The sequence below is a fragment of the Enterobacter sp. Sphag1F genome, from assembly GCF_014193275.1.
GTDB classification, from domain to species: Bacteria; Pseudomonadota; Gammaproteobacteria; order Enterobacterales; family Enterobacteriaceae; genus Pantoea; species Pantoea symbiotica.
In genome coordinates, this window is sequence record NZ_JACHZD010000005.1 from 246,566 (window position 1) to 269,487 (window position 22,922).

Below are 22,922 nucleotides of genomic sequence, written 5' to 3' on the forward strand. Positions count from 1 at the left end.
CCGAATAGCAGCGACTGCGCGCCAGGCAGACTTCTGAAAACACGAGCCGACCGGGAAAAGTCGTTGAATCCCAATACGGCGCGGGTTACAACGTTTGACTTTAGTCAGGCCTCCTTTGCCGGAGTACTTCTTTACTGCATAACCACGGAATTCTATGCCGCACACTTACCGACCATGGATGAAAAGGTATTGGCTGGTCTGGCTACTGTTAACGCTGATCACCTTGATAGCGTTATTTGCCGATCAAATTTTGCAGCAGCAGCGTGTGGGCGAGGCGCAATTTAATCAGCAATTTAACCGCCTTGCCGCCTATCAAACGCAGAATGAAACGCTGTTGCCGCTGCTGAATGGCGATGAGGATCTCGCTGCTTTGCAGAGCAAATTTCCGCAGCTTGTCCTGCTGGAACACACCGTAAATCGTCCGTTAACCGCGCCACGTTTTGAAGAAGTGAGCGGTGGACGCTATTGGCTCTACAACCCTTATCGCCAGATCCGCATGCTGATCGATTTGCACTTTGCCCTGCAAACCTCGGATGTGGCGCTGGCGCTGGCTTTTCATATCCACGCGCCGCCCGCCATGCAAACGGTGAACTATTCGGACTCGGCGCGTTGGCAATGGCAGCGGCCGTTCATCAATCACTATCAGCCGTTCTTGCTGAAAGGCAGCGCCAATCCTGACTGGCGTGCGCTGCATATGCTGCCATTTACGCTGGCGCTGCTGTTGTGGCTGGTGATTGGCGGCCTGGGCTGGTGGCTGTTGCGTCACTGGCGTCAGCATGTGGAGATGCGCCTGCGCGCGGACTATTTCCAGCGTACGCGGCGTGAAGCGCTGGGCGAGTTTACCGCCGGCATCATTCATGAAATCAACCAGCCGCTGACCGCCATTAACACTTGGTTGCATAGCAGTCAGTTACTGTTGAAGCAGGGTAAACACGAAAATCTGCCGCAGGCGCTTAACGCGATGAGCTTGCAAACCGAGCGCCTCGCGGCGTTGCTGCAACGTTTTCGCGACATCGTGAGCGAACGTCCGGTGGCAATGACCTCCGTGAATCCGGAAGCCATCTGGCGGCGCGTGACGCTGCTGCTGCAACAGGAACTGGATGATGGCGATGTCGCGCTGCGTCAGCAGTTGCAGCACGGTCAGGCGAAAGTGCTGAGCGATCCACATTGGCTGGAACAGGTGTTCCACAACCTGTTGCAAAATGCCATTCACATGCAGCACGGACGTCCCGATGCATGGGTGAATATTGCATCGGAACATATTCCACACGGCATCAAAATCATCATCAGCGATAACGGTCCCGGCTTCTCTGCGGAAGGATTAGCGCAGGCATGCATGCCGTTTTACAGCTCACGCGCCAATAGCATGGGATTAGGCATGACGCTGGTCGAGAGCTTGATGTTACGCATGAACGGCCAGCTGCGGCTGGCAAATCGCGCCGAAGGCGGCGCGGAGATTACCTTAATTTTCCAACTGGCGGAGTAACGGAATGGTCGCAAAGGTTTGGTTAGTGGATGATGATTTGTCCGTGCGTGAATCGCTCGGTTTTCTGCTTAAAACGCTGGAATATGACGTGGCCGATTTTGCCGATTTGGCCGCATTTGAAGCGGCCACGCAAGCGCAGGAACCGCTGCGCGGCTGTTTGCTGCTAGATGTGCGCATGCCGGGTATTAGCGGCCTGAGCTGGCTAGCAGAGCAGGGCGATCGCCATCCGCTGCTGCCAGTGATCATCATGACTGGTCACGGCACCATTGATGCCTGTCGTCGTGCATTTCGTCAGGGCGCGTTTGAGTTTTACACCAAGCCGCTGGATATAGAACCGCTGCTGGAAACCATTCATTTGGCATTCAACGAGAGTGAACAACGTGCCGAGCGCTGGCAGTCACAACAGGGATTGCAGGCGCGGTTTGCGCAGCTATCGGCGCGTGAAACTGAAGTGATGCAGCTGATGATTGCCGGGCAAACCAGCAAAGAGATTGCGCGTGATTTATCGCTGTCACCGCGCACCGTGGAAGCGCATCGTGCGGCAGTGTTTGCCAAACTGGAACTCAATAATCTCGCGCAATTGATTCACGCATGGCAGCAGCTGAACCAGGTATAACTACCTGGATGAACGGGTAATCGCCCGAATATTTCTTTTCTCTGCCGCGCTTTAAAGTGTCACTCACTATTAAACAGGAGTGACACATGAACATCCGCCTTTCTCTGATTGCCGCTGCGGCGGCCTTTGTTTCCTTCGGCAGCCACGCGGCATTAACCGAATCCAACCTTTCACTGGCTGACGCACAGAAGCTGGCAAGCGCCGCGATTCAGTCGTGTGCGGCGAAAAACTACAACGTAGCCGTGACCGTGGTTGATCGTGCCGGTGTGGTAAAAGCGGTGCAGCGCATGGATAACGCCGGTCCGCACACCGTGGAAGCCAGCCAGATGAAAGCGTACACCGCGCTCAGCACCAAAAACCCAAGCGGTAAAGTGATGGAAGCGGCGCAGAATAATGCTGGTGCGCAGAATATGCGTGATATTCCTGGCTTCCTGCTGTTGGCGGGTGGTGTGCCGGTGAAAAGCGGCGATCAGGTAATTGGCGCAATCGGCATCGGCGGCGCGCCGGGCGGCAATCTGGATGAAGCCTGTGCGATGGATGCGCTGAAAGCGTTATAACAAAGAGTAGGGTCGCCATTCATGGCGACTTGGTTACATGCGGCGTGACAGCGCAAAACAGATCAGCGGCATCGGCAAGGTAAACAGCAGCAGCAACCACAGCAGCACATACACCGCATCGATGCCGTTATTTTGCAGGTTGTTATAAAGCTGAACCGGCATGCCCTGCGGGAAATAGGCGAAGATCATCACGATGCCAAACTCGCCCATGGCACGCGCCCACGCCAGTGCGCTGGCGGTTGCCAGCCCCGGCGCAGCAAGCGGGATCGATAAACGCCAGAAACGCTGCCACGGCGACGCGCCCAATGTGCGGCCCGCTTCCAGAATCGGCTTTGGCACACCGGCAAACGCCGAACGTGCGGTGGTGACGAAGTAGGGCAACGCGCCGTACCATTGTGCCAGAATAAACGCGGCCGGATTATTCACCAGCGTCCAGCCAAACTTCCCCAGCAGTTCGCCCGGCAAGCTATACGGCCCGTAAGCGCTCACCAACAAAATCCCCATCGCCAGCGGCGGCGTCAGCAGCGGAATCATCACCAGCAGTTCGACGATTAACCGCATCCGACCGCGCGCCTGCGACAGCCACCATGCCAGCGGCAATCCACTGACAAAAATCAGCAACAACGCGATTACACCCAAACCGAGCGACGTAGCGATAGCATTGCCATCGCCCCACGCCAGCTGCAGATGCTGCCAGTTGGTGACGCCAATCAGCGTGAGAAAAGGCACCGCCAGCAACAGCAGTGCTGGCAGTGACAGCCACAGCGCGGTGGCGTGACGGGTTTTCATTATGGGTAGATCGAACCGCCTTTCGGCGCGGCATAGCCATTCTGTTTAAACAGCGCCTGACCCGGCTGACTCAGCATAAAATCGACAAAGGCTTTGCCGGCTGCAGCGCCGTGTGGCGCATTTTTCAACACGGCGGCGTAATAAACCAGCGGCTGCGTATGCAGCACTTTGTCTTTGCCCGCGCTGTCTTTCACGCTGAAACTCACCGTTTCGTACCACTGCTTCGCCATCGCCGGATTGCTCAGATTAATCTCGTCGGGCAGTGCCACATACGGCAGATGCGCGGAGATCACTTCGCTCTCGTAACCGGCGGCGGCATCAACCTGGCCGCTTTCCAGCCGCGTTAGCAGGCCGCCTTCCAGATGGGTTTGGGCCGGATTTTGATAGCCGCCCATAATTTTATCGGCAATGCCCGGCTGCTGGTAATACTTCTCGGCCAGTAGCAGGGTAAAGATGATGTTCTGACCTTTTGGATCGTTGATCGGATCGGTGCGACCAAACTTAATGCCCGGCGTTGCCAGCACCTTCAGCCAGCTGGCGTCGCTGCCGTTAGCCTGCGCGAACTGCTGGGCGTATTTTCCTTTTGGGCTATACGCCACCACCATGCTGGTGCTCGCCACCGGGATCGCATCATCAATCAATCCGGCATCTTTCAGGATCTGCATCGGCCCCGGCGTGATCGAAACGAACACATCGGCGGTGATTTTCTTGCTCGCCAGCAAACGCGCCATGCCATAGGCGCCCTGGCCCTGACCTTCATACTTACCGTTATTTTGTTTAGCAAAGGCTGGACCTAATGATTGGTCCATCACTTTGCCCATGGAACCGGCGTAGGTCACGCGGATATCGGTATCAGCTTGTGCATGCAGACTAAAGCCCGCGCCGGCAGTGAGCAGCAGCGCGGTGAGGTGATTAAATCGCATTCCCTTTCTCGCTATATAATTAGGTAGATAGCGATTATCGGAATTGAGGCAAGCAGTGCAAGCGAAAATCTATTGCGAAATCATACCAAAGGCCCGCCGCAACGGGCCGACGCGCTTAAGCAAGGATGCGTTTGGCCCAGGATTCAATCTCGTCTCCGCTGCCGATATCCAACTGCACTAACCCATTGGTGATGAAGGTTGGTGAAACGTGGATGCCATTTTGCCGCGAATATTTGCTGTGCCATTTAATCTCATTCTGCAGCTCGGCACGCAGGAATGGTTCGCGCGCGTTAACGCCGCTGTACTGCTCCAGTCGATCGAGAATCTGATTCGGCGTGGCATCCATATTCGGGCCGTGGCTGTGATCGGTAAACTCAAACTCTTCACGATGATCCGCCACCGCTTGCAGCACCTTTTTAGCTGCTGCTTTGCCTTCAGGCAAGGTTGAGGCGGCAAGGATGTAGCGCACAATCACGCCGGAATACATATGCCAAGGCTGTGATTGCAAACGGATTTTTAACGTCATCTTCTCTTCACCCACTAATTGCAGCAGCGCGTCGAGCTTATTGAATGCGCGCACGGAGAACGGGCAGGTCGGTTCCAGAAATACTTCAAACACTTTCGGGCCGTGGCCCCAAACCAGCGGATCGGCGTGTAATGCGGTGGATTGGCTCATGGTAATTCCCTGTTGCAGCGATAAAAGTTGCCTTACTTTGGCAAAGCGCTGCGCTGACAGCCAGCGCGGGCTTGTGCTTTTTTGTTACAAAGCCATTCGATTGCTGCAAATGTGGCGAAAGAAAATCGTTTTATAGATCCGCGAGCTACAAGAAACTCGGCTCGCAGCGGCTTTGCACAGAAAATAAGCGGCTATAGTTAATCCTGTTTCAATCTTCTTGCTTGTAGCATTTTTAGTTCATTTGCCTGGAGCCAAACGTTAAGAGCATCGAGGTTCAATGTGTTTGCCAATCTCTCCTGGAAAATCATTCATCAGGTTCTCAACGAAACCATTGCTGAGTTAATGGACGAACATCAAACGCTGGACGTTCCCACTCTGCGCGAGCGGCTGCTGGAGATGGCGGAGAGCGAATCCGATGAATTAATGGTGTTGTGTTACTGGCAAGCGAGCAGAGTGCTGACGCGCTTGCCGCCGACGGTGACCGCCAGCCAACTAATTGAAGAGGCGCGCGTCGCCTATCGCACGCCGATTAATCACGATCCGCTTTAACCCTTGATGCTTTTCAGCAGTTTAAACGCGTTAAAGCGGCTAAGTGACGGATTTATGGTCAAGAGCGGGAAACAGGCTCTGCTAGACTTGCCCTGTCAAAAACCTGGATACAGAGGACAGTAATGAAAATCAAAAGTTATGCCGCCTTGAACGCGGGTGAAGCGCTGGTGCCTCACGAGTACGAAGCTGGTGAACTGGCTGCTGAAGAGGTGCAGGTTGAGGTCGATTACTGCGGTGTTTGTCACTCAGATTTGTCGATGATTGATAACGAGTGGGGCATCTCCTCGTTCCCGGTGATTGCCGGCCACGAAGTGATTGGTCGCATCAGCGCCTTAGGCGATGCGGCGCAAAACAAAGGCTTGAAAGTGGGCCAGCGCGTGGGCATCGGCTGGACGGCGAAAAGCTGCCAGCACTGTAATGCCTGTATCAATGGCGAGCACGTCAACTGTGAAAACGGTTCGGTGCCAACCATCATGAACAAAGGCGGTTTTGCCAGCCATCTGCGCGCCGACTGGCAATGGGTGATCCCGCTGCCGGAAGCGATGGATTACACTTCGGCCGGTCCGCTGCTGTGTGGCGGCATCACCGTGTTTAAACCGCTGTTGATGCATCATGTCACAGCAACCAGCCGCGTCGGCGTGATCGGTATCGGCGGCCTGGGCCACATGGCGATTAAATTGCTGCGTGCAATGGGTGCAGAAGTGACGGCATTCAGCTCCAACGCCAGCAAAACCGAGTCGATCAAAGCGATGGGCGCGGACCGCGTGGTTAACAGCCGCGACCCGCAGGCGCTGAATGCGCTGGCTGGGCAGTTTGATTTGATCATCAGCACGGTAGCAGTCGATCTCGACTGGGCGCCGTACTTCCAGGCGCTGGCGCCGCACGGTAAATTCCACACCGTCGGCGCGGTGATGAAGCCGTTTGAAGTACCGGCGTTCAGCCTGATTATGGGCGATCGCGCGGTGACCGGTTCCTCTACCGGTTCACCAGGCCAGTTGCGTTCCCTGATGAAACTGGCATCACGTGCGGATATCGCCCCGCAGGTGGAAGAGTTCCCGATGTCCAAAATCAACGAAGCGCTGGACCATGTGCGCGCCGGTAAAGCCAATTACCGCGTGGTATTGAAAGCAGATTTTTAATACGTTGTTCGGTGCGCAATAATGCGCACCGATTTACCTATCGCACCTCCCTCCCAAACAGCATTCACTATCTTAATCCCCTGATTGTTCGGCATATAATTACGCATCGCTTTGATAAACTGCTGTCAGCCAATCCAAATCGAGGACAGCAATGAAAATTTCCAGCTATGCCGCTCTGCAAGCGGGTGAGGCGCTGGTGCCTTACGAATATGATGCCGGTCCACTGGCCGCTGAAGATGTGCAGGTCGCGGTGGATTATTGCGGCGTCTGCCATTCTGATTTGTCGATGATCGATAACGAATGGGGCGGTTCACGCTATCCGCTGATTGCGGGTCACGAAGTGATTGGCCGCGTGGTGGCTTTGGGTGATGCGGCGCAAAACAAAGGGCTGCACATCGGCCAGCGCGTGGGCATTGGCTGGACGGCGAAAAGCTGCCAGCACTGCGATGCCTGTATCGAAGGCGATCAGGTGAACTGCGAAAACGGTAAAACCTCCACCATCAATAATCACGGCGGATTTGCCAGCCAACTGCGCGCTAACTGGCAATGGGTGATTCCACTGCCGGACGCGTTGGATATTGCCACCGCCGGGCCGTTACTCTGTGGCGGCATTACGGTGTTTAAACCGCTGTTAATGCACAATATCTCCGCCACCAGCCGCGTTGGCGTGATCGGCATTGGTGGTTTAGGCCATATGGCGATCAAACTGCTGCGGGCGATGGGCGCGCACGTCACCGCATTCAGTTCTTCAGCCGCGAAAACCGATTCGATTAAAGCGATGGGTGCTGATCGGGTGGTGAACAGCCGTGATCCGCAGGCGCTGAGCGCGCTGGCCGGGCAGTTTGATCTAATCATCAGCACCGTGGCGGTGGATCTGGACTGGAAGCCGTACTATCAGGCGCTGGCGCGCCGTGGCGCGTTCCATACTGTGGGCGCGGTAATGAAGCCGTTTGAAGTGCCGGCGTTTAGCTTGATTGTTGGCGACCGCGCGTTAACCGGATCGTCAACCGGTTCACCGGGCCAATTGCGGGCGTTGCTGAAGCTGGCGTCGCGAAGTGATATCGCGCCGCAAGTGGAAGCGTTCCCGATGTCGCAGGTGAATGAAGCGCTGGAACATCTGCGTGCCGGGAAAGCGAACTATCGCGTGGTGTTGAAGGCGGATTTTTAACACGGTGCGGTTGGTAATAAGGTCGCCATGAATGGCGACCCTACGAAATCAGCCTCGGTCATCCTTTTCGCCGAGGAAGAAATACCACAGCGGAATTGACGTCAGTGCGGTAAACACCGTGGTATACAACGCAATCATAAAGCCCTGCGTGATGTACATGGTCAGCGACCAGTGGCTGAACGGAATGCCATATTGATCGATAACGCCGCCGATAATCGCATTGCTCATCACCGTGCCGACAATCAGCGCCAGGATGAACAAACCGCGCAGGAAGTAGCGCATCTCTTTACGCTTCACGGCAAATCGCGCGCGAATGATGCCCAGCGGAGATTGCTGTGAGGCCAGCAGCGCCGCTTCATCGAGCGGGGCGCGTTGCTGTTTGCGCCAGCGCAGGATGTCCAGCAGCAGGAATGCTAGCAAACTCGCACCCATCACCGGCAGCGCATAACCCAGCGCCAGCGCCAACATTAACCAGGCACCTTTAGCGTAATGCGGCAACGCCATCCAGGTTTCGGTAAGAGTTTGTGCCGGATTCGCTTCCACATCTTTTGGCCGGCGAATCCACCACATGCGATAACCGAGCACAATCATGCTGCACAAACCGAGGCCAAAGAACGCCAGCAGCAGCTGATTAGGCAAACCAAACAGCACGCCCATATGCGCATCAACGCCCCAGCGCGTGAGCTTCGCCACCAGCGGGAAACTGGCAAAGTAGACGTGATCCACCACGCTAAAGTCCTGCGGATTCACCGACACCGCATCCACGTGCGTTGGCCAGCTGCGATCGATTTCCGTTACCGCCCACGCTTTGTCGGCGCTTTTCGGCTGACGCAGTTCGAGCTTCGCCGCGCTCAGTCCATCCTGACGCGCCGCATGCAGCACGCGATCCCAGTCGGCATCGGCGGCGTTATTACGCACCGGTTTGGCGGGCGCCGCTACCGGTTTAGTCATCGACGACATCGGCATGCTCATGCCCGACATATCCATATCCGCCTTATGCTCGGCATGTGGATCGGCCGGTGCAGCAAGTGTATCGCTGTTGAGCGAGGTATTCACCTGTGGCGTCAACCAGTTCAGTTCAGTACGCATGCGATCGATATTGCCGCCCGCCCATTGCGACCACGTCAGGCCGGTCACCGAGAAGAACACCAAACCGATTGCCAGCGTCAGACCGAGTGTAACGTGCCAGTGGCGGCTGAAGGCGAAACCGCTGCGTGGCTGTTTTAGCTTACGTTTCGGACGCGTTCCCAGCCACAGCACCACGCCGCCCAGCGCGGCTACCCACAGCCAGGACGCCGCCAGCTCGCTGTAGTTGCGACCGAAATCGCCGAGCAGCAGGCTGCTGTGCAGCAAGTCGATGGTGGTGCGCAGCGGCAGCACGCCGCTGGTGCCGTAAACCGGCATATCGCCTTTCACTTTCAGGCTATGAGGATCGATAAACACCGCGCGCGACAGCGATGCACCGAGCGTGGAATCGCTGAACTGCACGCGCGTGGTATCCGTTGCGCCCGGCGCAGGACGCACCGCGTAGATATGCTGATTCTCGCCCGCATAAGCGCGGGCCGCGCTGATTTGTGCTGACAGCGGCTGCGCGTTGCCAAGTGGTTCAGCAGTTAGCGCATCGGCATAAATCAGGTTTTCCAACTGGGGCGTCAACACGTAAAGCGTGCCGCTGAGCGCCGCAACGAAGATGAACGGGGCGACAAACAGACCAATATAAAAATGTAAGCGACGTAGCAAATTAAGCACCGCGCCGCGCGGTGCTGCAGAGTGAGCAGCAGACAAAGCCGTCTTCCTTCCAAAAAGAAATTGTCTTAGCACATCGCTCAAGCTGAGCGTGCGCTGCAATAAATGGGATCAGCAGGAAAGCGTTGCAGGCGGGGCGCGCGGACGATGAATGCTGCTAAAGCGACGCACAATCGGCGCAACCACGCGGGGCAGCGGCGGGGCGCGCGAGATCACCATGATCAGCCAGATGAACGGAATAAACACCCACATCAAAAGCGGGACATGCACCAGCAGATCACAATAGCCGCAGGCAAACTCGCCGTCGTCCATCATGTGATGGCTCATGCCGGGCATCGGCATATCCGCCATCATCATTTCATGATGGCTCATTGAGCTATCCATCATGCTGTGCTGCGGCATCGCCAGCAGCTGGCTTTGACGCTCCATAAGCGTTTTCGACACAATCGGCGCGACGAACAGCAGCAGCACCGCCACAATGGCGACGCAGGCAGTGAAACGCTGGCGAAAGTGATGTGTAAACGTCATGGTTGCTAGTGGATGATTCCGTAAATGAGGCGGAAGTGTAACGCGAATGCCGATGGTGGGTTAAAAAAATAGAGGTTATTTAAGGAAAAATTCGCACCTTTTGAAAATAATCACTTAAAGAGATGCGGCTGTTAACGTTAATGCAACCTGTTAAAAACAGAGTGGAAACATTAGGGCCAGGTGTAGGAGTGAATGGGCGCGCTTATTACGTGATGCACGTTAACGTGGGTCGGTCGCCATGAATGGCGACCCTACAAAAACCCGTAGGGTGCGCATTCATGCGCACCTGGATACAAAGCGCACAATAAATTGTGCCGCTACGGCTTGTACGGTGATTGAAGACGCCTTAAAAAATCGATCTTCCCAGTCGCTCGGTGAGTTTCTCCAGCAGCGCAGTGCCTGCTAAGGAGTTACCCGAATGATCCAGCGCGGGCGACCAGACTGCGATACTCATGTCGCCGGGGATCACCGCGACAATGCCGCCGCCGACGCCCGACTTCGCCGGCATCCCCACGCGCCATGCGAATTCTCCGGCACCATCGTACATGCCGCTGGTCATCATTAACGCGTTCACCTGACGTGCCTGGCGCGGCGAGATCACCGCTGATTCATCATCCTGTGTGCGGCCCTGATTGGCGAGATAGAGAAAGGTGCGCGCCAGTTCTTCACAACTCATCGCTAACGAGCAGTAGTGGAAATAGGTTTCCATCACTTTGCTGACATCATTATGGAAGTTGCCGAAGGATTTCATCAGCCAGGCAATCGCGGCATTGCGTGCCGAATGTTCGTATTCGGAGCGCGCGACGACGCGGTCGTAGTTGATGTCATTTTGCTGCGCCAGACGACGCACAATTTCCAGCATGCGCTGACGCGGTGCTGTCAGGCGGCTCTCCAGCAGATCGCACATCACCAGCGCACCGGCATTGATAAATGGATTGCGCGGTTTTCCTTGTTCCAGCTCCAACTGCACCAGCGAATTAAACGCCTGGCCGGACGGCTCTTTGCCGACGCGTTGCCAGATTTCGCCATCCTCATACAAGGTCAGCGCCACGCTGAGCGACAGCACTTTGGAGATCGACTGAATAGAGAAGCGCGTTGCGGCATCGCCCGCCTGAAAACAGCGTCCGTCGGGCGTGCAAATGGCGATGCCGAGCTGATCGGCATCCACGTCGGCCAGCGCCGGAATATAATCCGCCACTTTTCCTTGTTGGGTGAGTGGGCGAACTTCGCTGACAATCTCTTCAAGCAATGCATTACTGAGTTCCGACACCTTCACGCTCCTGCTGGTGCGCATGAATGCGCACCCTACGAAAATTGACGCCGGGCATTCGTAGGGGCGCCATTCCTGGCGATCTACCCGCACGTCTCTGACAAGTCTGGATATTCGTGGCCAGGATGATGGTGATTTGCGTGCAGCGCGTCAATCGGCGGCGCGAAATTCTGTGAGCCTTCTGGGTGAAGCCTGCGTTACAGTGCGAGCTGATTTCATCAAATGTCGAGCCCGCGCGATGATAACCAACCTGTTTCGCGATTTTCCCGCCGCCGCACAGAACGGCAGCGCAGAGACGTTCGAAGCGCTGCTGACGCAGCCCAATCTGCATATCGAACGCATCGTTTCCACCGGGCAAGCCAGTCCGCCGGATTTCTGGTACTGCCAGACGCAAGGTGAATGGGTGATGGTTTTACAAGGATCGGCAGGATTGCAACTGGAAGAGGAAGCGCAGGAGCGTATCTTGCGGGTCGGCGATTTTGTGGACATTCCCGCAGGCTGCCGCCATCGCGTCAACTGGACGGACAGCAGCGCCCCGACGGTGTGGCTCGCGGTGCATTATGGCGCGATTCCGGTTAGCGAAATCTGAACTGAGAAGCTCATCACATGCGAAAAATATCTTCCATGTTATAAAATATGGAAAATTTATTTCAAATTGAGAGGTTCCTATCATGTCATCGCTGCCGTCCCTTGAAACCCTGTTGCAGCAGGAAGCTGAGCATCGTTTACCGCAGTTTGATTTCGATTTAGCGTGGCAAATTGGGCAAAGCATTCAGCAGCGCGCCCGTGAAGACAATGCGCCTGTGGCTATCGAAGTCTATGCTTTTGGACAGGTGCTGTTTTTGGCTGCGTTGCCAGGATCCGCCCCAGAAAATCTGGAATGGATGCGTCGCAAGCGCAATACCGTGCTGCTGACCGGTCATTCATCTCTGTATGTGGGGCTTTTCAATGAGCAGAAAGGCGAGCGGATGGCGCAGCAGGGTTACACTCGCCAGGAAGATTACACCGATCACGGTGGTTCCTTCCCGCTGCTCACTTCTCAGGGCGCGATCATCGGCGCAGTCACCATCAGCGGTTTACCTTCCGAAGACGATCATGCGTTGGCGTTGTGGGGGATTGCTCAGCTGCTGCGTTGATCCAGAATAACTGTAAAAAGGGTCGCCATGAATGGCGACCCTACAGGGATTTCGTAGGGTGCGCATTCATGCGCACCTGGGATTAGGTCGCCATAAATGGCGACCCTACGGTGAACAAACGCTATTCCATTGCCGGGACTTTCAGCTTATCGCCTGCGCCGGTGACTTTGCGCAGATCGGCGACCTGGCTGGCCTTCACTTCTGCAGCCTGATTTCCCCACGAATTCCTCACGTAGTTCAGCACATCCGCCATCTCCTGATCGTTAAGTTTCCAGGAAAATGCTGGCATGCCTGCGGACGTTGGGCGACCTTCGGTGTGCGGCGCGCGGGCACCGTCCAGCAGCGCGTGGATCATGTTGGTGGGATCGTTCTGCATCGCGCCATTGCCAGCAAAGGCGGGCACCATGCCAGTGATACCTTCGCCCGATAAACCGTGACACGCGGAGCAATCCACTTCATAGCGTAATGCAGCCTGATCGTGGCGCGCTTTATCCATCACAAATCCGGCGGATTTCGGCGTGGAAGAGGCCGGTAAGCTGCGCAGATAAGTGGCGATAGAGTGCAAATCGCGTTCGTTAAAGTACTGCGTGGAGTGCTCAACCGCTTCCGCCATTGGGCCCGCCGCCACGCTTTCGCCGTTAGAGCCGGTTTTCAGGTAGTCAGCGATCTGCTCATCGCTCCACTTGCCAATGCCAGCGTGAGGATTCGGCGTGATATCCGGCGCGTACCAGCTTCCCAGATTGCCGCCTTGCAGATACTGGCTGCTGATTTCGCCGCCCAGCGCGTTGCGCGCGGTGTGACAAACGCTACAGTGCGCCGGACCATCAACGATGTATTTGCCGCGATTCCACTCGTCATTCTGCGCAGTTTGCGGCTTGAACGCGTTGTTATCGAAGAACAACAGGTTCCAGCCCGCCATCGCCAGACGAATGTTATACGGGAAATTCATGCCCGCATTTTCATCGATGGCGTTGTGCACCGGTTTTTGCGCCGAGAAGTAGGCCCAAAGATCGTGCATATCGCCATCGCTCATTTGGGTGTAAGCGGTGTACGGCATCGCTGGATAAAGGAAGCCGTGTTCGCCGCGTCCCTGACGCACCGCGTTGAAGAAATCGCGCTCGGTCATGTTACCGATGCCGGTTTCACGATCCGGCGATATGTTCGAGGTCTGCAACGCGCCAAAGGGCGTATCGATTTTGTAGCCGCCGGAGAAGTCCGCATTATGACAGGCGGCGCAGTCGGCGAGGCGCATCACGTACTCACCGCGTTTGATGGCGGCATCGTCGTTGCTATGGAAATCGGCCAGCTGCACCTTGTCGTCGGCAACGTTGGAGCGCGCGCTGTCTAACACCACCCACAAACGGCCCGACGCCGCGATGCCCGCAATTACCGCCAGCGCGGCGAGCGTGTAGGTAATTTTCTTTGCTTTCACCATGATTACGCCCCCACCAGCGGTGCCGGATTATTGATGTACTTCTGGTGGATCGCCTGCGCGGCGCGCACCGCCAGCGCACCAATGGTGATGGTGGGGTTATAACCTCCGTTGTTAGGGAAGGCGGATGCACCGACCACAAACAGGTTGTGCGCATCCCAGCTTTGCAGATACGGATTAAGCGCCGAGGTGCTGGGATCGGCGCCCATCACTGCGCCACCAATGGTATGCGAGCTGTGCTGCTGGTAAGGATTCCAGCTCTTCTCCGCCTGGTTATCCACTACGATATGCTGGCCGCCGGTCTCTTTCATGATGTTGATGGCGCGATCGGTGACGTACTTCGCCATGCGCACATCGTTCTGGTTCCAGTCGAACGTGGTGCGGATCAGCGGCTGGCCGTGACGGTCTTTGTAGTTGGGATCGAGATCGAGATAGGCTTCGCGCATCGGCATCGAGGTACCCTGGCAGAAGATGGTGCCGGCGGTTTGGTAATCGCGCTTGTAGCCCGCTTTCCACTCGCTGCCCCAGCGTTTGGTGCCCGGACGCAGGCCGTTCATGTTCTGAATCGGACGGCCGTTGGTGGAGAAGCCCATAATGCCCGCGCCGCCGATGAAATCGAGATCGCTGTGGTCGAAGTTATCGCCGTTGAAGTCATCAATCTGCACCGCCAATGCGCCGCCGCCGATGAACGGATTCATGTATTCGTTATCAAAGAAACCGGTGACGCTGGAGCAGGTTTGATAGTTGTAGTTACGGCCAATGGTGCCGCGACCGGTCAGCGGATTGTATTGCTCGCCCACGCCGGAGAGCAGCATCAGGCGCACGTTATCCATCTGATAAGCGGTGATGCAGACAATATCCGCCGGCTGGAAACCTTCCACGCCATCCTGGGTAATGAATTTCACGCCTTTTACTGTTTTACCGTCGTCATGCTTCACGGCGTGCAGCACTTCAGTTTCGGTCAGCAGCGTGAAGTTTGGACGGCGCATCAGCACCGGCAGAATGCAGGCTTGCGGCGATGATTTGGAGAAGTTGCCGCAGCCGTGGAAGTCGCAGAAGCCGCAATACGTACACGGACCCATGCTGACGCCGAGCGGATTCACATAGGCTTGCGACAGGTTACCGGCAGGCACCGTGAACGGATGATATCCCATGCTCTCGGTGGTTTTGCGGTACTTGCTCATCCAATGCGTATCTTTCAGCGGCGGGGTAGGATAGTCACGCGAACGCGGGCCTTCAAAGATATTGCCGCCTGCTTGCGGCTGGCCGTTGAGATTGCCCGCGATGCCGGAAGTGCCCGCAATACGCTCGAAGCGATCGTAGAACGGTGCCATTTCGTCGTAGGTCACGCCCCAATCCTGCAGTTGCAAACCCTGCATCTTCTGCGCGCCGTAGCGTTCACGGGTTTGCTTCGCCACCTCAAAATCCCACGGCGTAAAGCGCCATGACATGCCCGCCCAGTGCGTGCCGGCACCGCCCACGTTCCAGCCAAACTGAAACGCCGACCAGTTACGCACCGGTGCCGCCAGCTGATCGCTGTGGTTGCGAAAAGTGGTGGTTTCCACGCTCATCGGTTGCAGGATTTTGCGGCGCGTGTGGAAGCGCAGTTCATCGGCATCAATAGCGACCGGAAAATCGGTCGAGGTATCGCGCCAGGCTCCGCGCTCAATGGCGACCACGTTGAGTCCCGCGCGGGTTAGCTCTTCCGCCATCACCGAACCGGCCCAACCTAAGCCGACGATGACCACGTCAGCTTTATTTCTTACTAATGACATTAACTCAACTCCGGCTATTTAATCGTTAGGAATCAGACTGACGGGAATAAGCGCCAGATTTTCGTTGCGGCGTTCGATATAAGGGCGATAGTCATAACGTGCGCCAGGAAAACCGATCATTTTCCAGCCCACCATATTTTTATTTCCGCCATAAATCGGATCCGCTAAATAGCTTTCTCGCGCGTTTTGTAGCATTAATTCAAACAGCGCCTGGCTATTCACGTCTTTTCCTAAATCGATCTTGCCGTCTTCCATTGCTGTCAGGAATGTATCGATCTGCTGAGCTGATAAGGTATGCAGTGATGCCTGATGCTGTTGCTGCGCCCACTTTTCCAGCGCGGCTAAGCCGGTTAAATAGCGCGCTTTCGGTGGCGTGAGAAATTGCGGGCTGCCCATCAACGCCGCTTCATTTTCCGGATGCAGCGGCGCCTGCAAATAGAGCGCCGCGCCGGAGCCATAATCTCCGGCTAACTGGTTATCGAGGAACTCGATTGCGCCTGCTTCACTGGCGGACGGGCCAAGGTCATCGGCGGGGATCAGACGATCAAAAATGGCGGCCAGATTCTGGCGATCCAGCGGATTAGTGAGCACCTGATAACCGTCTTGCCATGCGGGTTGCGGCAGGTGATCGGGGCTGAGTTTGGTTTCCAGCGGGACATTGTGCAGCTCTTTCGCCCGCAGTTGCGGCGCGACGGCGAGGGATGCCACAATTCCACTGAGCGAAAAGAGCGCTTCTCTTCGGTTCATACTTCTTATCCCTTAATCTTCAAGACATGAATATTGACAGAGCACGACGTTCAGATATTTCAGACGCAATGACATCGCGCTAAATAGCGCGCAGGCGCTAGCGACGAATCTGCGTTCGTTATTATTTTTTTAGAGGTAGGTTAATATACGGTCGCCATTTATGGTGACCGTATTCGCAAGAAACCCGTTTATCGGGCCCTCTTTATGTTAATGAATATATTTATTCATATCTTCATAGCAGTGACGGGAAATATCCCACAGATCGTCTTCCCAGTTTTGCGGGCTTAATAGTTCCGGCGACCAAACGCCGTCGTAGCCGGTGGCTTTCACCGCCGCCACCCAGGCGGCAATATCGACATCGCCTTCGCCCGGCGCATAGTCGCGTTGTACCCACTCATCCCAGGCTTCGCCCGGTTTGGCCGCGCGACCATCGCAGAAATGCACGCCGTAAATCAGATCTTTATCCATGCGCGCCACTTCGGCAGGCGTGGTGCCGCCGCCAGCATGCAGGTGCCAGAAATCCACCACCACGCCGAGGTTGTCTTTGCCGCTCTGTTTAATCAGATCAAGCGCGTGTTGCAGCGAATTGAACGCGGTGAAGGCGACGACTTCAATCTGGAATTTGATACCGTGCGGTGCGCCGATATCGGCGATGGCGGAGATATTCTCCAGCAGGATGGCATCACGTTCGGCTGCGGAAAGGTGATCGAGTTCGGTCAGCGCCATGATTTGCACTACCGGGCAACGCAGTTCCACCGCAGCCTGGCAGATTTTTTCCGCTTCGCGCAGCAGCTCAGCGCGTGCTTGCGGTTCATGGCGACCAATGCGTTTCAGCGCATTGATACAGGTAATATCGACGCTGTATTTCGCCATCAGCTCGCGGTAGGCAGCATAGCTGCCACCGTTTTCCAGATAGCGATACAGATGTTCTGGCAGGATTTCCAGCCCACTAAAGCCTGTCTCATGGGCGATGCGTAACTGAGTGACGGCATTGCTGTACCAAACAGACACGCCATGCAACGACAACTTCATCTCTCCTCCTTGTTACCTCACGGCTTCAGGTGAGAGCGTCGAATACGCAATTCTCCCTGAGACCAAACGCCACCCGGAGTGGCACGTTCATCAATCAGCCGGTTCAGGGCTTCAGTGACGATCAAATCAATACGTTGGCTGAAAGTGGTGAGCTGCCAGCCGGGCAAGCTGGCTTCGTCGATGTCATCGAAACCCACCACCGCCATAAATTTGTTGCCTGCACCTTCGCGCAGTGCCGCCAGCGCGCCGAGCGCCAGCACATCGTTTTCGCAAAACAGCGCTTCTACCCGCTGATCGGGCGCTTGTGCGTTGAGATAGTCGGTCAACACGTCGTAGCTGCGTTCGCGGGCGTATTCACCGGCGGTGAGCAGCACTTCCAGCGCTAAGCCGGCTTGGTTAAGCGCAAGTTGCAAACCCTCTAAACGCAGCGTGTGATGGCTGCTGGTGGCCGGTCCCATCATGTAACCGATGCGCGTATATCCTTGCGCCAGCAGCAGTTCGCCCAGCTGTTTGCCCGCCTGCAATCCATCGACATTGACCACTTCAATGCCGGGTTCGTCGTTGTTACGGCACACCTGCACCAGCGGAATGTGGTGCATTTCACGCGCCACGGCGATCAGTTCATCACTCAGCACCGTGCCGAGAAACAGCATGCCATCGACCTGCAGCTGATCGGCCAGCGACAGCACCGCGCGGTAGTTTTCACCGCTACCAATATTCAGCAGCAGCGCCATGTAGCCGCGCTGCTGCAGCTGGCGGGTGACGGTGTCGAGCATCAGCATCGAGTGCGGATTTTTTAGCTCGTCGATCACCACGCCAATAATCTGAGTCTTTTTCTGCGACAGGCTGCGCGCCAGCAGGTTAGGGCGATAACCTAATTCGGTGGCAATGGCGATGACGCGTTCGCGCGCTTTCTCGGAAATGGACGCGCCGGGCGTAAAGGCACGCGACACCGTCCATTTCGAGACGCCAGCCAGTCTTGCCACATCGCTGGCGGTGGCTTTGTGGGATTTTGCGGTTGGTTTACTCATAGCACCTGCATAGGGGAAAAAGCGGAGACCCCCAGCATTGAACGTGAAACCCAACGGAAAATAAACACCTAAGCGCACGCATTTGGCGTAAAGCGCGACAATTAACCCTGTTTTTATGATGTTGCGATTATGTTTGATCTTTGCACCCGATTGCAACGTTTTTTGCAATCGGGTGCATTTCATTAACTTTTTGTGATCGCTTTCGCTGATTTGCACTTTGCCAGATTGACTAAAAAGTCGTCTTCGCCGACATTTTGCTCACCACAACGCAAGAAACATCATTAAAGGCTCACCTGAGTGGCTCATTTTGCACCCGGTAGCAAAAAGTAAAATATCAGAAAAACAATACCCAACATCTTACCTCAAACCATTTTGCACTCGGGTGCAAAATAAACAGGAGTTGTTATGCTCATCGGTGAAAAGAGTATTCCACGCCCACTGCGCTGGGCCATGATCGGCGGCGGTCGTCTCAGCCAGGTTGGTTATAAACATCGTTGTGGTGCGCTGCGTGATAACACGGCGTATCAGATGGTTGCCAGCGCCTTTGATATCGATGCCGAGCGCGGTCGCGATTTCGGCGTCAACTTAGGACTCGATGCGGATCGCTGCTACGCCACTTATCAGCAGCTGCTGGCCGAAGAGGCGAAGCGTGAGGATGGCGTTGAAGTGGTATCTATCGCCACACCAAACGGCACCCATTTCGAGATCACCAAAGCGGCGCTGAATGCCGGTATTCACGTGATTTGTGAAAAACCGTTGTTCTTCACCACCGCCGAAGCGCTGGAAATCAAAGACCTCGCGGCGGCAAAAGGGCTGATTGTCGGGGTAACTTACGGTTTCTCTGGCCATCCGCTGCTGATGCAGATGCGGGCGATGATCGCCAATGGCGAAATTGGTGATGTGCGCATGGTGGAGCTGCAATACACCCACGGCTTCAGCGCCAATGACAGCGCCGACAAATTCAGCGAAGCGCAAAAATGGCGCGTCGATCCTAAGATTGCCGGTCCGTCGTTTGTGCTCGGCGATATCTCTACGCACACCTTCTACATCTCACAGCTGGTGCTGCCAGAGCTGAAAGTGAAATCACTGCTGTGCGATCGCCAGAGCTTTATTCCGTCGCGCGCACCGCTGGAAGATAACGCCATGGTGCTGATGCATTACGACAATGGTGCAGTAGGGCGCATGTGGGCCTCATCCATTAATGCCGGTTCGATGGACAGCCAAAGCATTCGCGTGATTGGTTCACGCGCTAGTCTGGAGTGGAGCGACTACAACCCTGGCGAGTTGAAATATGAAGTGCAGGGCCAACCGAATCAGATCATGCATCACGGCATGCCGTATCTGCATGAAAGCGCTCTTGCGGATGAACGTTTGGGCGCGCTGCATACTGAAGGTCTGGCGGAATCCTGGGCCAACATCTATCTGAAATTTGCCATCGCCATTCACGCTACTCAACAGGGCGACCAAAAAACCCTCCATAACCTGATCTATCCCGATATCAACGCCGGGATTGAAGGTGTGCGCTGGATTGAAAACTGCGTGCGTTCTGCGGACAACGGCGCGAGCTGGGTTAACTACGAATAAGGATTGCCATGAAACTTTCGTTTTGTACCGATAGCCTCGGTCATCTGCCGTTTGAACAGATGCTGGATAAATTGCTGGAACTGGGTGTGTACGGTGTTGAGATGACGACCGGCGGCTGGTCACCGGCACCGCATCTGCGTACCGAAGAATTGCTGGCGAGTGCCACGCAGCGTCAACAGCTGCTGCAAGCGCTGGAGAGTCGCGGCATGTCGATTGCGGCGCTGAACGTGTCGGGTAATCCGCTCGATCCGGGTGAACTGGGCAACAAGCACAAGCGCGATACTGAAAACGCGCTGGCACTGGCCGGTGAAATGGGCGTGAAAAAAATCGTGATGATGAGCGGCCTGCCGCCTGCCAGCCCGCACGACACCATTCCAAACTGGATCACTTACACCGTGAGCTGGCCGCCGACGCTGAAAAACTGCCTCGATTATCAGTGGAATGAAGTGGCGATCCCTTACTGGCAAGGGCTGGTGCAGCGCGCCAAAAACAGCGGCGTGGAGAAGTTTGCGCTGGAGAATTTCAGTTCGATGCTGGTGTGGAATCCGGAAACCTTGTTCCGCCTGCGCGACGCGGTCGGTGATATGGTCGGCCTGAACCTTGATCCCAGCCATCTGCTGTGGATGGGCGCGGACCCGATTGCCGCCGCGCGCGCGCTTGGCCCGGCGATTCATCACTGCCACGGCAAAGATGTGCGTCTGGAGCGCGGGCTGGTGGACATCAACGGTCTGCTGGAAACCAAGCCGGTGGAAGATGTCGCCAATCGCGCGTGGAACTATGTTGCCGTCGGTTGTGGCCAGGATCTGCAGTGGTGGAAAGAGTTTTTCTCGGTAGTACGCATGATGGGCTACAACGATTGGGTATCGCTGGAAATGGAAGATCTCACCATGTCGGTGGAAGCGGGCGTGACCTCCTCGATTGCGGCGCTTAAGCAAACCATTAGCCAGTAATGTCAAATCCACGGCGGGCAACCGCTCGCCGTGTTCTGTACATCGAGCCTTGCCTGCCGGATAATTCGTGGTTCTACCCACTATCAAGAGGCACGCCATGCTGGAAAACCACCCACAGCGCGACGAAATCAGGCTAGAGAATGTGCTGGCGGCGTTGGGCAATCCGATGCGTATGACGGTGATCAGCATTCTGGCGGACGGCGGCGAACACACCTGCGGATCGCTGCTGAAAGGCGTCTCCAAATCCACCTTAACTCATCACTGGCGCGTGCTGCGCGAGGGCGGCATTATCTGGCAGAAACCCTCAGGACGTGAAAATCTGTTGTCGCTGCGACGCGACGATCTCGATGCCCGTTTTCCGGGTTTGCTCGATTCGCTGTTAAGCGCTACTCAGCAAGATCCCCTGACCCGCACCACGCTGGATGAGTTCCAGGTTAAATAACCCGCGCCCGCCCAGCCAGCGTAGCCACAACCATCTGTAGTGCCGCAATCACCAACAGCAGCACCAGCGGCCACTGCCAGTTGCCGCTGACATCATGCAGCAGGCCAAAACAGAGCGGGCCCAGCGCCGCTAATCCGTAACCGACGCATTGCGCCATGCCCGACAATTTCGACGCCTGCAAATGATCATGGGTGCGCAGATTAAACAGTGACAGGCAAATCACCATCGATGCGCCAGCGCCTAATCCCGCCAGGATCAGCCACAGCAGCGCATAATTCGGTGCAATTAACAGTCCGGCGACAGCGACAAAAATCGACAGCGAGGCGAGAAAACCAATCGCCCGCTGATCGCGCATTTTCTTCAGTGCACTCATGCAGGCCAGATTCGAAACGATGGCCACAATCTGATAGACAAACAGCATGCCGCCCGCTTCCAGCTGGCTAATGCCGCTGTCTTGCGCGAAAGGCGTGAACCAACCAATCAGGGTGTAAAACACCAGCGACTGGCAGGCCATAAACAGCGAAACCTGCCAGCCTAAGGCCGCGCGCCACGGTGAGCGCGTTGATGTACTGTTGGCACTGTTTTTTGCCTGAGACGCAGGCTTCTTAAGATACGGCAGCCAGGCTAACAGCGCGACGATCGCCGGAACCAGCCACACTGCTAATGAGAGTCGCCAGCCCGCACTGCTTAGCTCTGCCAGCGGCACCACCACGCCCGACGCAATGCTGGCGGTGATTGCCATGGTCATCGCGTACAAGCCAACATATCGCGCGGTGTGTTCGGTGAAATCCCGCTTAATCAGCGGCGGCAGAAGCACGTTGGCCGCCGCAATCCCCGAGCTCAGGATGATGGTTCCCGCCCACAACGCATATTCACTGCCGCTGATACGCAGAATCGATCCCAGCGTGATGAGCAGCAATGCGCCCCATAAACTGCGCTCAAGACCAAAACGGTTGCCGAACCAGGCTGCAGGTGGCGCTAAGGTAGCGAACATCAACAGCGGCAAGAAGTTGATCACGCCCGCCGCGCTGGCGCTCAAGCCAAACGTCAGTCGGATGTTTTCCAGCACCGGGCCGACCGCGGTAATTGGCGTGCGCAAGTTGGCCGCTGTGAGCAGCAGTAAGAACAGGAAAAAACCAGAACGACGCAGAGCAGGATTCGCAGATAACGCGGTATGGGTCATATTTTCGCACCATAGCAATGAGGCAGACCGAGTCTGCTTATGGTGCGTTGGTTGACGTTAACGCTTACGCAGCGGCGATTGACCGCTGAAAGGAGGGCAATACTAACGAGTGAGTGGGGAGATGTAAAGTCGACGGATTATCGAGTGCGGTCATATTAAATTT

Annotated in this window: 23 protein-coding genes; 11 read left to right on the top strand and 12 right to left on the bottom strand. The window is 55.9% G+C overall.

Features of this window, described 5'->3' with window-relative positions:
* Window positions 1–178 precede the first annotated feature (178 nt).
* From FHW71_RS17205 to FHW71_RS17215, 3 genes are all read left to right on the top strand, one after another.
* The gene (locus tag FHW71_RS17205; RefSeq protein ID WP_286176309.1) at window positions 179–1,486 is read left to right on the top strand and encodes an ATP-binding protein; all 1,308 of its coding nucleotides are present in this window, start codon (window positions 179–181) and stop codon (window positions 1,484–1,486) included.
* Window positions 1,487–1,490: 4 nt separating this feature from the next.
* Window positions 1,491–2,102, top strand: coding sequence for a response regulator (locus FHW71_RS17210; RefSeq protein WP_179452432.1), 612 nt, complete (start codon window positions 1,491–1,493; stop codon window positions 2,100–2,102).
* An 86-nt stretch (window positions 2,103–2,188) separates the two neighbouring features.
* Window positions 2,189–2,659, top strand: coding sequence for a heme-binding protein (locus FHW71_RS17215; protein ID WP_008109237.1), 471 nt, complete (start codon window positions 2,189–2,191; stop codon window positions 2,657–2,659).
* Between the two features lie 33 nt (window positions 2,660–2,692).
* Here FHW71_RS17215 and FHW71_RS17220 read toward each other — a convergent pair whose 3' ends face one another.
* The 3 genes from FHW71_RS17220 to FHW71_RS17230 form a co-directional block, all read right to left on the bottom strand.
* Window positions 2,693–3,448, bottom strand: a complete 756-nt coding sequence (locus tag FHW71_RS17220; RefSeq protein WP_179452431.1) for an ABC transporter permease — start codon at window positions 3,446–3,448, stop codon at window positions 2,693–2,695.
* A complete protein-coding gene (locus FHW71_RS17225) occupies window positions 3,448–4,371 on the bottom strand; it encodes an extracellular solute-binding protein (RefSeq protein WP_179452430.1) in 924 nt (307 codons plus the stop codon). The genes FHW71_RS17220 and FHW71_RS17225 overlap by 1 nt, the downstream gene beginning before the upstream one ends.
* A gap of 115 nt (window positions 4,372–4,486) precedes the next feature.
* A complete protein-coding gene (locus FHW71_RS17230) occupies window positions 4,487–5,047 on the bottom strand; it encodes a hypothetical protein (RefSeq protein WP_008107996.1) in 561 nt (186 codons plus the stop codon).
* A 279-nt stretch (window positions 5,048–5,326) separates the two neighbouring features.
* Between FHW71_RS17230 and FHW71_RS17235 the strand changes: the two genes are divergently transcribed.
* The 3 genes from FHW71_RS17235 to FHW71_RS17245 all read left to right on the top strand — a co-directional run bounded on the left by FHW71_RS17235 (window position 5,327) and on the right by FHW71_RS17245 (window position 7,903).
* The gene (locus FHW71_RS17235) at window positions 5,327–5,596 is read left to right on the top strand and encodes a hypothetical protein (RefSeq protein ID WP_008107999.1); all 270 of its coding nucleotides are present in this window, start codon (window positions 5,327–5,329) and stop codon (window positions 5,594–5,596) included.
* Between the two features lie 122 nt (window positions 5,597–5,718).
* Window positions 5,719–6,735 carry an NAD(P)-dependent alcohol dehydrogenase gene (locus FHW71_RS17240; RefSeq protein WP_008108001.1) on the top strand — a complete coding sequence of 339 codons (1,017 nt, stop codon included), beginning with the start codon at window positions 5,719–5,721 and terminating at the stop codon, window positions 6,733–6,735.
* A 151-nt stretch (window positions 6,736–6,886) separates the two neighbouring features.
* Window positions 6,887–7,903, top strand: a complete 1,017-nt coding sequence (locus FHW71_RS17245; protein WP_179452429.1) for an NAD(P)-dependent alcohol dehydrogenase — start codon at window positions 6,887–6,889, stop codon at window positions 7,901–7,903.
* A gap of 48 nt (window positions 7,904–7,951) precedes the next feature.
* Here FHW71_RS17245 and FHW71_RS17250 read toward each other — a convergent pair whose 3' ends face one another.
* The 3 genes from FHW71_RS17250 to glsB all read right to left on the bottom strand — a co-directional run bounded on the left by FHW71_RS17250 (window position 7,952) and on the right by glsB (window position 11,447).
* Complete coding sequence (locus FHW71_RS17250; RefSeq protein ID WP_179452428.1) at window positions 7,952–9,688, bottom strand: DUF2534 family protein; 1,737 nt, start codon at window positions 9,686–9,688, stop codon at window positions 7,952–7,954.
* Window positions 9,689–9,760: 72 nt separating this feature from the next.
* A complete protein-coding gene (locus FHW71_RS17255) occupies window positions 9,761–10,177 on the bottom strand; it encodes a DUF2946 domain-containing protein (protein ID WP_179452427.1) in 417 nt (138 codons plus the stop codon).
* 346 nt (window positions 10,178–10,523) lie between these two features.
* Window positions 10,524–11,447, bottom strand: coding sequence for a glutaminase B (gene glsB, locus FHW71_RS17260; RefSeq protein ID WP_175501710.1), 924 nt, complete (start codon window positions 11,445–11,447; stop codon window positions 10,524–10,526).
* A gap of 238 nt (window positions 11,448–11,685) precedes the next feature.
* On the opposite strand from glsB, the gene FHW71_RS17265 reads away from it, so the two are divergent.
* Complete coding sequence (locus FHW71_RS17265; RefSeq protein ID WP_179452426.1) at window positions 11,686–12,036, top strand: cupin domain-containing protein; 351 nt, start codon at window positions 11,686–11,688, stop codon at window positions 12,034–12,036.
* Between the two features lie 82 nt (window positions 12,037–12,118).
* Complete coding sequence (locus FHW71_RS17270; protein ID WP_179452425.1) at window positions 12,119–12,583, top strand: heme-degrading domain-containing protein; 465 nt, start codon at window positions 12,119–12,121, stop codon at window positions 12,581–12,583.
* Window positions 12,584–12,704: 121 nt separating this feature from the next.
* Here FHW71_RS17270 and FHW71_RS17275 read toward each other — a convergent pair whose 3' ends face one another.
* The 5 genes from FHW71_RS17275 to FHW71_RS17295 all read right to left on the bottom strand — a co-directional run bounded on the left by FHW71_RS17275 (window position 12,705) and on the right by FHW71_RS17295 (window position 18,600).
* Entirely contained in the window at window positions 12,705–14,018 is a 1,314-nt protein-coding gene (locus FHW71_RS17275; protein ID WP_179452424.1) for a cytochrome c, read from the bottom strand.
* A gap of 2 nt (window positions 14,019–14,020) precedes the next feature.
* Entirely contained in the window at window positions 14,021–15,790 is a 1,770-nt protein-coding gene (locus FHW71_RS17280; RefSeq protein WP_179452423.1) for a GMC family oxidoreductase, read from the bottom strand.
* 18 nt (window positions 15,791–15,808) lie between these two features.
* Entirely contained in the window at window positions 15,809–16,537 is a 729-nt protein-coding gene (locus FHW71_RS17285) for a gluconate 2-dehydrogenase subunit 3 family protein (protein ID WP_154156604.1), read from the bottom strand.
* A gap of 207 nt (window positions 16,538–16,744) precedes the next feature.
* Window positions 16,745–17,569, bottom strand: coding sequence for a sugar phosphate isomerase/epimerase family protein (locus tag FHW71_RS17290; protein WP_179452422.1), 825 nt, complete (start codon window positions 17,567–17,569; stop codon window positions 16,745–16,747).
* 17 nt (window positions 17,570–17,586) lie between these two features.
* Window positions 17,587–18,600, bottom strand: a complete 1,014-nt coding sequence (locus FHW71_RS17295; RefSeq protein ID WP_179452421.1) for a LacI family DNA-binding transcriptional regulator — start codon at window positions 18,598–18,600, stop codon at window positions 17,587–17,589.
* 405 nt (window positions 18,601–19,005) lie between these two features.
* Here FHW71_RS17295 and FHW71_RS17300 point away from each other — a divergent pair, with 405 nt between their 5' ends.
* From FHW71_RS17300 to FHW71_RS17310, 3 genes are all read left to right on the top strand, one after another.
* Window positions 19,006–20,184, top strand: a complete 1,179-nt coding sequence (locus tag FHW71_RS17300; protein ID WP_179452420.1) for a Gfo/Idh/MocA family oxidoreductase — start codon at window positions 19,006–19,008, stop codon at window positions 20,182–20,184.
* A gap of 8 nt (window positions 20,185–20,192) precedes the next feature.
* Complete coding sequence (locus FHW71_RS17305) at window positions 20,193–21,134, top strand: sugar phosphate isomerase/epimerase (RefSeq protein ID WP_179452419.1); 942 nt, start codon at window positions 20,193–20,195, stop codon at window positions 21,132–21,134.
* A 97-nt stretch (window positions 21,135–21,231) separates the two neighbouring features.
* Window positions 21,232–21,576 (top strand): helix-turn-helix transcriptional regulator, encoded by a 345-nt coding sequence (locus FHW71_RS17310; protein ID WP_179452418.1) that lies wholly within the window; start codon window positions 21,232–21,234, stop codon window positions 21,574–21,576.
* Here the strand turns inward: FHW71_RS17310 and FHW71_RS17315 are convergent.
* The gene (locus FHW71_RS17315) at window positions 21,569–22,759 is read right to left on the bottom strand and encodes an MFS transporter (RefSeq protein ID WP_179452417.1); all 1,191 of its coding nucleotides are present in this window, start codon (window positions 22,757–22,759) and stop codon (window positions 21,569–21,571) included. The two genes, FHW71_RS17310 and FHW71_RS17315, sit on opposite strands and share 8 nt — an antisense overlap.
* Window positions 22,760–22,922 lie beyond the last annotated feature (163 nt).